Genomic DNA, 12,274 nt, shown 5'->3' on the forward strand with positions numbered 1-12,274 from the left:
GCGAGATGCTCAGCCACATTGCTCGTTCAACTCGCGAATCGGCTTTGAACTCTCTTCCTTAGGCAGTTGGTATGCTAACGTGCACTGATCTTTCTCGTTGCGGCCCCACACCACCCTTAACTTTCCTTTCTCGCCCGCACCGGTAACGAAGGCTTGTCCCTCTGGACCGACAATCCCAACTTCCTGCCCGAGTTCATTCTCGATCTTGGAGCCGAATGGCAACGGCGAGCCGTCCTTGTTTGTCAGTGTCATCATCAGGCGGTAGCCGACCGATGTAGCGAACTTGGCCTTCACCACGGCGCCTCGGGTCGGTACTACGTCCAGGGCCGCATTCTTGACTTCTACCTCGTCGCCCAAATCGCCGGTCAGCAGTGCCAGGCGGTTGACTCGGTATGGGCTCAGGTTGGGAATCACGGCATCACCGGATTTGTCGGTACGCACGCCAGGGCGGATCTCGAAGCCGACATCATTGGCCTTGGGAGCCTGGGCCAATGCAATGGTTTCACCCAGTGGCTGGGAAAGAGTCAGGCCATCGCCGTGCACCAGCACACCTCCGGCCATGCCTACGGTGGTCTGGCCGTAGCCACGGCCTTGCGAGCGTCCAAGGTCAAGCCGGCCAATGGATGAGAGGTAGCTCATGTTCGCGCTACTGCTGGTGCCCGATTGATTCGAGTCGTCGCCCGTCACGTTGTAGGTCAGGCGATTATCGTCAAGGGCCGAGCCGTACACGCTCGCCTGCTGGACGAGCTGGTCGTTGTTGTCCTTCATCACCATGTACTGCGCGCTGGCACGTGTATCGCCCAGTGGAATGGACAGTGTCAGCATGAGCTGGCGATTGGAGGCAGCGTCCAGGTTGGTACTGTGGTTATAGAACAGGTTGAAGTTCAGCTTCTGGTAGGAGCCGGAGTAACCGATCTGGACCAGGCGATCCCTGGAGTTGCTGTTCCAATAGCTCTGCTGGCGAGCCGAAGTGTGAAGCGTTCCCCATTGGCCCAGCGATTGCGCCAGTTCAAAACGCAATTCGTTGCGACGGTTGTTGAAGGGGCGCCCATCCAGCATATCCTGCATCTGAACCGCTTCCTGGAGCGTGCGGTAGTCACTGGTGGAATATCGATAGCCGGCCACGCGGAAGTTGGTATTGGTCTTCTCGAACGTCTTGGCGTACAAAAAACGCAACGACTGGCCGTTGAACGTTTGGTCATCTCGGTCAGTAGTGCGGGCATGGGAGATGTCGAGCGAGAGTGCGCCGAAACTGCGCAGGTTCTTACCTACCCCAGACAATGCGGATTGATATTTATCCGCGAGGATGGTCCCACCATAGATCGAGAAGTCCTGTGCCAGGCCGCGGGCCAGAGTGCCCTGTACGAGAGATGGGCGTTCTTTGCCTCGCGATGACCCGTAGCCACTCCGATACTGGCCAGCTGTGGCGCTGTAGCGCCAGGTGCCTTCGCGTAACAGTGTTGGCACGGCGGAAAATGCCTGTGCATAACGCGTTTCGCGCCCATCGGATTCAGTGATGATGACTTCGAGGTCACCACTCGACGAAGTAGGGTAGAGGTCGTCCAGGACGAAAGGCCCGGGGGCGACATAGGTGCTGTAGATGAGGTAGCCGTTCTGGCGTACTTCTACCCGCGCATTGGTTTGTGCCACGCCTCGGATGGTCGGCGCGTACCCCTGTTGACTGTCCGGCAGCATCGCGTCATCGGAACTAACCTGCACGCCACGAAACTGCACACTGTCAAAGAAGTTGCCGGGTGTGTTGCCGTCGCCAATGAGCAACTGACCGCGAATTGATGCGATATCACGTTGCAAATAGGTATTGATGGCTTGCCAGCGACCCTGCCCATCCAGGCTGCGGTTATAAGTCGAGAAATGCCGGAAGCGCCAATCATCTATGTTGAAGCCGCCACGCAATCCGCCGAAGTAAGTATCGCGCTCCAACTTGTTAGGCGCCGATGTATTGTCGAAAACATTTTGCTGCACAGGGCTCACTGTATTTCCGCGCAGGTTGTTACCGTCGTAGCGCGAGAAGCTGAGCTGATAATCCAACATGGCCGCATTGATGCCTTTGTCCCAGCGATCCGGGCTGATGGCACCGCGTGCAGAGCGCTTGAGGGCTGCTTGCGGGATGCTCAGGAAAAGACGCTGGTTACCTGGGTCGTAACTTACAGTGGCTTGTGCAATGACCTTGCCCAGATCAACGCAGGTCTCTGGCGAGCTGTTTGCCAATGCGGGGAAGACACTCGTCTTCACGCCCCAATCGTCGAGCAGGGCTGGCGTCAGGCAAGGCGTCGCATCTTGTGCGTCGTCCGCCTGTTTGTTGAAGCGCACTTCGTTTTGCCCGATGTTGCTGTCGTTGAGCACCGTATCCACGGTGTAGGTGCCCGGTAGGACGCGGTTGCCAAACGAGAACACCGACAGGTCGGCACTTGGCTGGTCGCCACCGATGTTGAGGAACTGTTCGTTGAATACAGTTCCTGCCTGATTCTTGCCGAATGCACTTGGACTGGCCATTGCGACGACGAGGGCACATAGCGGCAATCCCACCGTGCGTGAGGAGCAAGGGCTGAGATAAGAGGTCATCGCCATGACCTTGCAAACCGTCATTGTTTAACGGTCAGTGTCTTGACCGGCTCTAGTGGTAGGACAATCGGATGGACTGCAACAGGTACTGTTGCCCGCTCTTCGGGTGTTTCTCCTCCATAGTCATTAATGGTGGTAAATCTGACGTCGATGTCTTTTTGTATGTTTACGGAACTTAATGAATAAACAGACTCCCCTTTGGGTGGCACCATCTGCGCATTGATTTCCTGCTGCCCCTGATTGATCTTAAAACTGGTGAATGTAATGTAATAAGGGGTCGGGTTTTCTATTTTAAGTACTGAGCCAGTGCTGCTATTCCCGGGAATGACTGCCCACTTTAATTGATGGCGTGATTCTGCAGGTTTTCCTTCTAGTGCTGATGGTCGGTAGAACAATTTGATACGTGTGCGCATTGCAATTTGAAGAACGTTGTCTTCCTTTGCTTTTTCTGGAATTTCCTTGACGTTCAACCAGAATACGGACTCTCGATCGGTTGGCAGGTTATTTGAGATCCGCATGATCCGTAGAATGTTCTCCATTCCTGGATCAAGGCGTGACAGCGGAGGGGTGACTACGAATGGAGTCTTGGTCTTTCCTTCGCCGGCATCGACCCATGCCTGTATCACATAGGGTGCTCGACCAGCGTTCTTTACCGGAATGGAGGCTTCTCGATCCTGCTCGCCGAGAATCACTCGTGTACCGCCAAGCGTCACGCTTGCGAAAACAGGTGCTGCTGCACAAACTACTAAGCTGGCACCCAATAAAAGTTTGTTGGCCAATCTCAAGCCATTCTTGTTCAGCATGAATCTATCCCGATAGTTGCTGGCCGCCAAACACGCGTCATCGCAGGAGTTAAGGTTCCTGGGTTGCTATATATCCACTTGTTAAAGCGATCTGGCGAAAGTGTGTACTTGTTAATACGCAAAAAAACGCCCAGTCGTCTGCGAGACAACTGGGCGAATACGGTATTACTTGTAGTTAACTGTGAACTGCGCCGTTGCGTTACCAGTACCGACCGTTACTTTTTCGGCAGTGGAAACATAGACCGCTTGGAACTTCAGAGGGTTGTCACCCTGGACCAGGGTGTATTGGGTCGATTCGGAACCTACCGGGATTTTGGTGCCAGCGGAGTCACCGAGTTCTATCGCTACACCAGTGGCTGCCCCGCCTGCCGTTTCACCGACGCCAACGCGCAGATTGTCTGTTACGGTCGTATCGGTGGTTCCGTTAAAGGTCAGTGTCGCCCCTTTGGCACTTGCGCCGCAATTCAGCAACTCAATGTTGAAGCGTGCCGGTGTGGCTTTCTTGCCCGCACCGCCATCCAGGGTAGTACGTGAAACTTTGCCTAGTGGAACAGTCATGACTTGGCTGTTGGGAGAGATCGAGCATGGGGCATCGACGATTTCTCCAAAGAAGTTGATCGTTCCGTCGGCAGCAAAGGCTGTTTGTGACAAGAGAGCAATGACTGCGGTGGCGGAAAGTTTGGTGATAAGGAGCTTCTTCATTTTTTTCTCGACGTATTAAGTTCTTGGGGTGGGTTTGAAGGGTAAGTTCTATGGCGTGTACTTCTCCTGGGAAATGGCTTGTTTCGTTGGTGGGAATGACTCTGTAGGCAGGGACTTAAATGTCTTTTTAGTTTTGATTTGGTAATGGAAGAGTCTGGGCTTTTAGTGTGTTTTAAACTGCCTGTCTGGATGCGGTGAAAGAATCGAGGTTTTATTGTTTTATCGATATGAGGCGATTCTTTATGTTTGAGTAGAACTTTCCTCGAAAGGCTGTAAGCAACGTAGGGCAAAACTAAAGCGGATGTTTCACAGCAAACTCAGGTTGAACTTTTGCGTCGCGCATCAAAATTCATCGAGCCAGAGGTTGCCTTGATAAGCCTCTAGCCCCTGCTCTGAATAACGTCGTTGGTGTGGGTGTCCTGACGCAGGCATTGAATCGGTGGTCTGCTCGGCTGCGTGCTCTGTTGCAGGATGTTGGGATGGGATGGGATGGGATGGGAGGGGCGTAGGGCTCAGCGTGGCGGCATGAATCGAGGGGCTTCAGCCGTTAGGCCAATCACGAGGGTGGCGGTTGCAAACATGGACAAAATTCGTACAGCCAGATTGCGTTGATTCTCAATATCATTTAATAATGAAAATCATTATTCAATGAGCCCAGGTCATGAGCACTGCCTTGCACGAGCAGCCGTACCTTGAAAGCTGGCGCTGGATGAGCCGCCAGATCCGCTGCGCACTGGATCCCGACGAGCCGCGTCTGATCGAGCATTACCTGGCCGAGGGACGATACCTGGCCTGTTGCACTGCCATGTCCGCCTGGACCGTTGCCGAAACCTCCTTCCGTTTATTGATCGATACCGCTACCGATACCGCGTTGCCCTGGCATTGGCGCAGCCTGTGCCTGGACCAGGCCTGGCGTCCGCTGCGCGATATGGAGCGTTTGTCGCTGTGCAAGTGCCGACTTGAGCGTTGGCAAAGCCATGCCTGGCGATTGGCGACGTGTTCGCTGTTGCCTTCCATTCCTCTGATTGAACTGGTGCAAGGATTTCCCGATGAGTAATACCCGTATCGAACGCGACAGCATGGGCGAATTGCAGGTCCCGGAGCAGGCGCTGTATGGCGCACAGACCCAGCGTGCAGTGGATAACTTTCCCATCAGTGGGCAACGGATGCCGGCGGCCTTCATCCGGGCGCTGATCCTGGCCAAGGCTGCCGCGGCGAAGGCCAACGTCGAACTCGGGCAGCTCAGCGAGTCCCAGGGCAAGGCCATCGTCGATGCCGCCCAAGGGTTGCTGGAGGGGGACTTCATGCAGCACTTCCCGGTGGATATCTTCCAGACCGGGTCCGGCACCAGCTCCAATATGAACGCCAACGAAGTGCTGGCAACCCTGGCCAGTCGCCTGCTGGGTGAGGCAGTCAACCCCAATGACCATGTCAATTGTGGCCAGAGCAGTAACGACATCATTCCCACCACCATCCATGTCAGTGCTGCGTTGACCCTGCATGAGCAGTTGTTGCCAGCGTTGGTGCATCTGGTGGAGGTCATCGAGCACAAGGCGCTGCAGGTGCACCCCTTTATCAAGACAGGGCGTACTCACCTGATGGATGCCATGCCTGTGCGCATGAGCCAGGTCCTTGAGGGCTGGGCGCAGCAGCTCAAGGCCAATATCGCGCACCTGCAGGACTTGCTGCCGAGCCTGCAGTCTCTTGCCCAGGGCGGCACGGCGGTAGGTACCGGGATCAATGCGCATCCGGAGTTCGCCGGGCGCTTCAGTCAGCAGTTGAGCAAGCTCACCCAGGTGCAATTCACTCCGGGCAAGAACCTGTTCGCCCTGATTGGCTCCCAGGACACTGCGGTGACTGTCTCCGGGCAGCTCAAGGCTACGGCGGTATCGTTGATGAAGATCGCCAACGATTTGCGCTGGATGAACTCGGGGCCATTGGCCGGGTTGGGGGAAATCGAGCTGGAAGGGTTGCAGCCGGGCTCGTCGATCATGCCAGGCAAGGTCAACCCGGTGATCCCGGAAGCCACGGCGATGGTGGCGGCCCAGGTCATTGGCAACGACAGCACCATCACGGTGGCAGGGCAGTCGGGCAACTTCGAGCTCAATGTGATGTTGCCGATCATTGCCCAGAACCTGCTGAGTAGCATCGAGTTGCTGGCCAACTCCAGCCGCCTGCTGGCGGACAAGGCGATTGCCAGTTTCAAGGTCAACGAACCCAAGCTCAAGGAAGCACTGTCGCGCAATCCGATCCTGGTGACGGCCTTGAACCCGATCATTGGTTACCAGAAGGCAGCGGAAATCGCCAAGACCGCCTACAAGCAGGGGCGCCCGGTGATAGACGTTGCGCTTGAGCATACCGACCTGCCCCGCAGCCAGCTTGAAGTCCTGCTGGACCCGGAGAAGCTTACGGCGGGTGGCGTGTAACCCCCTTACTGCTCTGGAGGCTCACCATGGAACATTGGAAACGCACGATCGAAAGGGCCAATCGCCTGTTCATGCAGGGCGAGCTGGTCGATGCCCGTGAGTGCTATCTGCAGGCACTGGCCTTGGCCCAGGTGTTGTTCGAGCGCTGGCCCAATGCCGATGAAGCAGTGGCGGCCTGTGTGATTTCCCATCACAACCTGGCGGACTTGCATTTGCAGTTGAACCAGCCGGAGGAAAGCGCGGAGTACCTCTGTGCGATCCACCAGCGCCTGTTGCAGACGATGCAGGACGGCCGGTTACCCCTGATGTTGCGCGAGGCTGCCTTGCGCCAAAGCAGCAAGACCTATGTCGAGCTGCTCAATTTCATTGGTGAGCACGGCGAATACCCACGTTCCCACCGTTTGCTGGAGAGCAGCATCGTGCGCCTGTCGTGCGATGGCTCGCTTCCCGGCAGCCCCTCTTATGGAGTGCACTGATATGTCCTTTACCTTGCCTGCCTTGCCTTATGCCTACGATGCCCTGGAGCCGCACATCGATGCGCAAACCATGGAGATTCACTACACCAAGCACCACCAGACCTATATCAACAATCTCAACGCTGCGGTGGAAGGTACTGAGTGGGCCGAGTGGGAAGTGGAGAAGCTGGTGGCCAGTGTCCAGCAGCTGCCAGAGCAACTGCAGGCCGCAGTGGTCAATCAGGGAGGAGGGCATGCCAACCATTCGCTATTTTGGGCGGTCATGACCCCGACGGGAGGCGGCAAGCCCGGTGGCGCGCTGGCGCAAGCGATCGAACAGGATATCGGTGGTTTCGAGCGTTTCAAGGAGGCCTTCACCAAGGCCGCACTGACTCGCTTTGGTAGTGGCTGGGCCTGGCTCAGCGTGACGCCTGAGAAAACACTGGTGGTCGAGAGCAGTGGCAACCAGGACAGTCCCCTGATGAAGGGTAATACGCCAATTCTTGGCCTGGACGTCTGGGAGCACGCCTATTACCTGCGTTATCAGAACCGTCGGCCGGAATACATCAATGCGTTCTATAACGTCATCAATTGGCCGGAAGTCGCCCTGCGCTATCAGGCAGCGGTGGCCTGATCCCTCCTTGGAAAACAATCAATAAGGCCGACTATGGGCACTGAGACATTGGCGATCAGCAGTGGGCGAATGTTTCGCTACGCCTTCGGTTCGCTCCTGTTATTGGCGGGCACCGCGTTGCTGGTGGCTCAAGGATTGAGCTGGTTGAACCTGGAGCCCAGGCTGCTGCGAGCCTTGCAGGGCGGCTCGATCTGCGCGCTGGGTACGGCGCTGGGGGCCGTTCCGGTGTTGGTGATTCGCAAGATGCCCATCGCCGTAGGCGACACCTTGCTGGGTTTTGGGGCTGGGGTGATGTTGGCCGCAACGGCATTCTCGTTGATCGTACCGGGCATTGCTGCGGCACAGGGGTTGGGGCTGTCCGCCTGGGGAGCTAGCGGCCTGGTCTGCGTGGGTATCATGCTCGGGGCTTTTGGCCTGTTTCTCGTGGACCTCAAGGTGTCCGGCGGCAACCCGGAAACTCTTGTTGGGACACCTGAGCATCCAGTGATTGCCCCACGTATCTGGTTGTTTGTCTTTGCCATCATTGCCCATAACATTCCTGAAGGCATGGCGGTGGGGGTGTCGGCCGGTGGAGGCATGCCGGATGCGGATAGCCTGGCCATGGGCATCGCCTTGCAGGATGTGCCGGAAGGCTTGGTTATTGCCCTGGTGTTGGCAGGGGCAGGAGTGTCGCGCGCCAAGGCGTTCTTGATCGGCGCTGCCTCAGGCCTGGTAGAGCCGGTATTCGCGTTGCTCTGTGCGTGGCTGGTGAGCCTGGCGGAGTTGCTTCTACCCTTGGGGCTGGCACTGGCCGCTGGTGCCATGTTGCTGGTGGTGACTCATGAGGTGATTCCCGAGTCCCGACGCAACGGTCACGAAAAACTGGCCAGTCTCGGCTTGTGTATCGGCTTCTGCCTGATGATGGTGATGGATACGGCGCTCTCTTGAGTGCCGTACGAAGACGTCATTCGCCTTCGTCAAAGTAGTTGTTGATCAGGGCTACCAGTGCGTCCAGTGCTTCCTGCTCCTGCTCACCTTCGGTCTTGAGATGAATCTTGGTGCCCTTGCCGGCGGCGAGCATCATCATGGCCATGATGCTCTTGCCATCGACCATGCTCTCAGGCGTTCTACCGGCGCGGATCTGGCAGGGGAACTGGCCGGCCACGCCGACGAACTTGGCCGAGGCACGGGCATGCAGGCCCAGTTTGTTGATGATCTCGATTTCCAAAGCTGGCATCGCGGGGTGGGTCCTTTCAGCTAAGGTCGCGGTGGCGAACCTGGACGTTCTTCAGGGATTTTTGCAGGACCTGGCCCAGGCGCTCCGTCAGGTAGACGGAGCGGTGGTGCCCACCGGTGCAGCCGATGGCAATGGTCACATAGGCACGGTTGCTGGCGGCAAATCGTGGCAGCCATTTGAGCAAGTAGCTGGAGATATCCTGGAACATCTCCTCGACATCAGGTTGGGCGGCCAGGTACTCGGCTACGGGGGCATCCAGCCCTGATTGGGCGCGCAGCTCGGGTTTCCAGTACGGGTTGGGCAGGCAGCGCACGTCGAACACCAGGTCGGCATCCACGGGCATGCCACGCTTGAAACCGAAGGACTCCACCAGAAAGGCGGTGCCGGGTTCTGGCTGGTTCAACAGCCGCAGCTTGATGGTGTCGCGCAGTTGATAGAGGTTCAGGTTGGTTGTGTTGACCTTGAGGTCGGCCAGGTCGACGATGGGGCCCAGCAGATGGGTCTCGTCGCGAATGGCCTCGGCCAGGGAACGGTTGGCGCTGCTGAGTGGATGGCGGCGCCGGGTTTCCGAGAAGCGCTTGAGCAGGGTTTCTTCGTCGGCGTCCAGATAGAGCACATCACACTGGATATGCCGACTGCGCACTTCCTCGAGCAACTCGGGGAAACGTGACAGATGGCTGGGCAAGTTGCGGGCATCGATGGAGACCGCGACCAACGGCTGGGCCAGCTCGGTGTGGATCAAGGCACGTTCGGCCAACTCTGGGAGCAGGCCGGCGGGCAGGTTGTCGATGCAGTAGTAGCCGTGGTCCTCAAGAACATCGAGGGCGGTGCTTTTGCCTGAGCCGGAACGGCCGCTGACGATGATCAAGCGCATGGTTACTGCCTGTTTTGCTCGTCCAGGACGACCTGATACAAGGCTTCGTTGCTGGTAGCACTGCGCAACCGGTCACGAACCTCCTTGCGATCGAGCATGCTGGCGATCTGCCGAAGCAGTTCCAGGTGCGCATCGGTCGCAGCTTCCGGGACCAGCAGAACGAACAGCAGGTCCACCGGAGCGCCATCGATGGCGTCGAAGTCGATCGGAGCGTCCAGGTGCATCAGTGCGCTGATGGGCGATTCGCAACCCTTTAGGCGGCAGTGAGGAATGGCGATGCCGTTGCCAAAACCGGTGGAGCCGAGTTTTTCGCGGGCAATCAGGCTCTCGAAGACATCCTGCATCTCCAGATCGGGCACTTCACGGCTGATCAGGTTGGCAATTTGTTCGAGGGCACGTTTTTTACTGCCTCCCGGCACGTTCACCAGGGAACGGCCGGGGGTCAGGATGCTTTCAAGTCGGATCATGGGAGGGGAGTATCAGCGACCCGTGCCTTGGAGAAGGTGGAGTTGCTTTTCCTTGTGCTTTTTCAGTTGGCGGTCAAGCTTGTCCGTGAGCAGGTCGATTGCGGCATACATATCGTCATGTTCTGCATTGGCGACGACCTCCCCACCGTGAATGTGCAGCGTAGCCTCGATCTTCTGCTTCAGCTTCTCGACGGCCATGGTGACCTGCACATTGGTAATCTTGTCAAAATGGCGTTCCAGTCGGTCGAGTTTTTCGCCGATGTAGACGCGCAGAGGTTCAGTCACTTCGAGTTGGTGTCCACTGATGTTGACTTGCATACAGCTTCTCCTTCGTTGCCAGTGCATGACGCGGCAGGCCATTTTGCCTGCCACCTGGACCGTGTCTGAAGCCTGCTGCGCATCGATCAGGCGGTTTGCCTGGTCGCCGTTTGGCGAGCATTCAGACACACTCCGAAACGCTGTGGCCAGCCCTACGGCTACATCAGCCGCTTACGTTCGCTAGAAGGCGCGATCCCAAGGGATTCGCGGTACTTGGCGACGGTACGGCGGGCTACCTGAATACCTTGTGCCTCCAGTAAACCAGCGATCTTGCTGTCACTCAACGGCTTTTTCTGATTTTCCGCCGCCACCAGTTTTTTGATGATTGCGCGGATCGCGGTGGATGAGCATTCACCGCCTTCCGAGGTGCTGACGTGGCTGGAGAAAAAGTATTTCAGTTCATATATACCCCGTGGGGTGTGCATGAATTTCTGCGTAGTGACCCGGGAAATCGTCGATTCGTGCATGCCCACCGCTTCGGCGATGTCATGCAGGACCAGGGGCTTCATCGCCTCGTCGCCATACTCGAGAAAGCCGCGCTGATGCTCGACGATCTGGGTGGCGACTTTCATCAGGGTTTCGTTGCGACTTTGCAGGCTCTTGATGAACCAGCGGGCCTCCTGCAGCTGATTGCGCATGAAGGTGTTGTCTGCGCTGGTGTCGGCACGACGTACAAAGCCCGCATATTGGGCATTGACTCGCAGGCGTGGTACCGACTCCTGGTTCAGCTCCACCAGCCAGCGTTCGTTGTCCTTGCGCACAATGACGTCCGGGACCACGTACTCGGCTTCGCTGGATTCGATCTGCGAGCCCGGGCGCGGGTTGAGGCTTTGCACCAGTTCGATGACCTGGCGCAGTTCGTCTTCCTTGAGCTTCATGCGCCGCATCAGTTGGCTGTAATCGCGGCTGCCCAGCAGGTCTATGTAGTCGCTGACCAGGCGCTGAGCTTCGCTCAGCCAAGGCGTCTTGGTCGGTAGCTGGCGCAGTTGCAACAGCAGGCATTCACCCAGGTTGCGAGCACCGATGCCGGCGGGTTCGAATTGCTGGATGCGATGCAGGACTGCTTCGATTTCGTCCAGCTCGATATCCAGTTCGGGGTCGAAGGCCTCGAGGACTTCTTCAAGGGTCTCGTCGAGGTAGCCCTGGTCGTTGATGCTGTCGATCAGGGTCACCGCGATCAAGCGGTCGGTGTCCGACATCGGGGCCAGGTTCAGTTGCCAGAGCAGGTGGCTCTGCAGGCTTTCGCCAGCGGAGGTGCGGGTGGTGAAGTCCCACTCGTCATCATCGCTGCTGGGCAGGCTGCTGGCGCTGGTCTGGTAGACATCTTCCCAGGCGGTATCCACCGGGAGTTCGTTGGGAATGCGTTCGCTCCATTCGCCATCCTCGAGGCTGTCCACCGTTGGGGCGGTTTCCTGGTAGGAGGGTTCCTGGATTTCGGTATTGGGTTTGGACTCGGTGTTGTCGGCCAGGGGGTCGCTGTTGTCGAAGTCGTCGCCATCTTCCTGGCGTTCGAGCATCGGGTTGGACTCCAGGGCTTCCTGAATTTCCTGTTGCAGGTCCAGGGTCGACAATTGGAGCAGGCGGATGGCCTGTTGCAGCTGCGGTGTCATCGTCAGCTGCTGGCCCATTCTCAGGACTAGCGATGGTTTCATGGCAGGGGCTTAACACCTTAATTGCCGGCGCACATGCGCCATCCACTACAGGGCGCCGAAGCGCCAAACATAAGCAAATTATATGCCTGAAACTGAAGTGTTTGCCTAGAGCGTCGTAACAATAAACTTTGTAGGGATTTACTG

13 protein-coding genes are annotated in these 12,274 nt (G+C 57.3%); 5 read left to right on the top strand and 8 right to left on the bottom strand.

The features are described 5' to 3' along the window. Positions 1-9 precede the first annotated feature (9 nt). The 3 genes from C4K39_RS04500 to C4K39_RS04510 all read right to left on the bottom strand — a co-directional run bounded on the left by C4K39_RS04500 (position 10) and on the right by C4K39_RS04510 (position 4,088). Positions 10-2,583: a fimbria/pilus outer membrane usher protein gene (locus tag C4K39_RS04500; RefSeq protein ID WP_124345755.1), complete on the bottom strand. Its 2,574-nt coding sequence runs from the start codon at positions 2,581-2,583 to the stop codon at positions 10-12. Between the two features lie 20 nt (positions 2,584-2,603). Further along, entirely contained in the window at positions 2,604-3,386 is a 783-nt protein-coding gene (locus tag C4K39_RS04505; RefSeq protein ID WP_124345756.1) for a fimbrial biogenesis chaperone, read from the bottom strand. A gap of 165 nt (positions 3,387-3,551) precedes the next feature. Continuing rightward, the gene (locus tag C4K39_RS04510; RefSeq protein WP_124345757.1) at positions 3,552-4,088 is read right to left on the bottom strand and encodes a fimbrial protein; all 537 of its coding nucleotides are present in this window, start codon (positions 4,086-4,088) and stop codon (positions 3,552-3,554) included. Positions 4,089-4,749: 661 nt separating this feature from the next. On the opposite strand from C4K39_RS04510, the gene C4K39_RS04515 reads away from it, so the two are divergent. The 5 genes from C4K39_RS04515 to C4K39_RS04535 are packed head-to-tail and all read left to right on the top strand — an operon-like array spanning position 4,750 to position 8,530. Further along, entirely contained in the window at positions 4,750-5,145 is a 396-nt protein-coding gene (locus C4K39_RS04515; protein WP_068584248.1) for a FagA protein, read from the top strand. Then, a complete protein-coding gene (locus C4K39_RS04520; RefSeq protein WP_068584245.1) occupies positions 5,138-6,514 on the top strand; it encodes a class II fumarate hydratase in 1,377 nt (458 codons plus the stop codon). The genes C4K39_RS04515 and C4K39_RS04520 overlap by 8 nt, the downstream gene beginning before the upstream one ends. A gap of 26 nt (positions 6,515-6,540) precedes the next feature. Beyond that, positions 6,541-6,990, top strand: a complete 450-nt coding sequence (locus C4K39_RS04525; RefSeq protein WP_068584242.1) for a DUF2753 family protein — start codon at positions 6,541-6,543, stop codon at positions 6,988-6,990. Between the two features lies 1 nt (position 6,991). After that, the gene (locus C4K39_RS04530) at positions 6,992-7,603 is read left to right on the top strand and encodes a superoxide dismutase (protein ID WP_068584241.1); all 612 of its coding nucleotides are present in this window, start codon (positions 6,992-6,994) and stop codon (positions 7,601-7,603) included. A 33-nt stretch (positions 7,604-7,636) separates the two neighbouring features. After that, a complete protein-coding gene (locus C4K39_RS04535; protein ID WP_124345758.1) occupies positions 7,637-8,530 on the top strand; it encodes a ZIP family metal transporter in 894 nt (297 codons plus the stop codon). 16 nt (positions 8,531-8,546) lie between these two features. Here C4K39_RS04535 and C4K39_RS04540 read toward each other — a convergent pair whose 3' ends face one another. The 5 genes from C4K39_RS04540 to C4K39_RS04560 all read right to left on the bottom strand — a co-directional run bounded on the left by C4K39_RS04540 (position 8,547) and on the right by C4K39_RS04560 (position 12,130). After that, positions 8,547-8,819 (bottom strand): HPr family phosphocarrier protein, encoded by a 273-nt coding sequence (locus C4K39_RS04540; RefSeq protein ID WP_060837549.1) that lies wholly within the window; start codon positions 8,817-8,819, stop codon positions 8,547-8,549. Positions 8,820-8,835: 16 nt separating this feature from the next. Continuing rightward, on the bottom strand, positions 8,836-9,693 hold the full coding sequence (rapZ, locus tag C4K39_RS04545) for an RNase adapter RapZ (protein ID WP_068584234.1): 858 nt from the start codon (positions 9,691-9,693) through the stop codon (positions 8,836-8,838). A 2-nt stretch (positions 9,694-9,695) separates the two neighbouring features. After that, a complete protein-coding gene (gene ptsN, locus C4K39_RS04550) occupies positions 9,696-10,160 on the bottom strand; it encodes a PTS IIA-like nitrogen regulatory protein PtsN (protein WP_068584232.1) in 465 nt (154 codons plus the stop codon). A gap of 12 nt (positions 10,161-10,172) precedes the next feature. Further along, positions 10,173-10,478 carry a ribosome hibernation-promoting factor, HPF/YfiA family gene (gene hpf, locus C4K39_RS04555; protein WP_011059268.1) on the bottom strand — a complete coding sequence of 102 codons (306 nt, stop codon included), beginning with the start codon at positions 10,476-10,478 and terminating at the stop codon, positions 10,173-10,175. A 158-nt stretch (positions 10,479-10,636) separates the two neighbouring features. Beyond that, positions 10,637-12,130, bottom strand: coding sequence for an RNA polymerase factor sigma-54 (locus tag C4K39_RS04560; protein WP_068584229.1), 1,494 nt, complete (start codon positions 12,128-12,130; stop codon positions 10,637-10,639). Positions 12,131-12,274: the final 144 nt, after the last annotated feature.

This window comes from Pseudomonas sessilinigenes (genome assembly GCF_003850565.1).
Taxonomy (GTDB): domain Bacteria; phylum Pseudomonadota; class Gammaproteobacteria; order Pseudomonadales; family Pseudomonadaceae; genus Aquipseudomonas; species Aquipseudomonas sessilinigenes.

Coding starts and splice junctions, on each gene's coding strand:
- C4K39_RS04500 (WP_124345755.1), bottom strand. CDS start 2,583: ATGACCTCTTATCTCAGCCCTTGCTCCTCACGCACGGTGGGATTGCCG.
- C4K39_RS04505 (WP_124345756.1), bottom strand. CDS start 3,386: ATGCTGAACAAGAATGGCTTGAGATTGGCCAACAAACTTTTATTGGGT.
- C4K39_RS04510 (WP_124345757.1), bottom strand. CDS start 4,088: ATGAAGAAGCTCCTTATCACCAAACTTTCCGCCACCGCAGTCATTGCT.
- C4K39_RS04515 (WP_068584248.1), top strand. CDS start 4,750: ATGAGCACTGCCTTGCACGAGCAGCCGTACCTTGAAAGCTGGCGCTGG.
- C4K39_RS04520 (WP_068584245.1), top strand. CDS start 5,138: ATGAGTAATACCCGTATCGAACGCGACAGCATGGGCGAATTGCAGGTC.
- C4K39_RS04525 (WP_068584242.1), top strand. CDS start 6,541: ATGGAACATTGGAAACGCACGATCGAAAGGGCCAATCGCCTGTTCATG.
- C4K39_RS04530 (WP_068584241.1), top strand. CDS start 6,992: ATGTCCTTTACCTTGCCTGCCTTGCCTTATGCCTACGATGCCCTGGAG.
- C4K39_RS04535 (WP_124345758.1), top strand. CDS start 7,637: ATGGGCACTGAGACATTGGCGATCAGCAGTGGGCGAATGTTTCGCTAC.
- C4K39_RS04540 (WP_060837549.1), bottom strand. CDS start 8,819: ATGCCAGCTTTGGAAATCGAGATCATCAACAAACTGGGCCTGCATGCC.
- rapZ (WP_068584234.1), bottom strand. CDS start 9,693: ATGCGCTTGATCATCGTCAGCGGCCGTTCCGGCTCAGGCAAAAGCACC.
- ptsN (WP_068584232.1), bottom strand. CDS start 10,160: ATGATCCGACTTGAAAGCATCCTGACCCCCGGCCGTTCCCTGGTGAAC.
- hpf (WP_011059268.1), bottom strand. CDS start 10,478: ATGCAAGTCAACATCAGTGGACACCAACTCGAAGTGACTGAACCTCTG.
- C4K39_RS04560 (WP_068584229.1), bottom strand. CDS start 12,130: ATGAAACCATCGCTAGTCCTGAGAATGGGCCAGCAGCTGACGATGACA.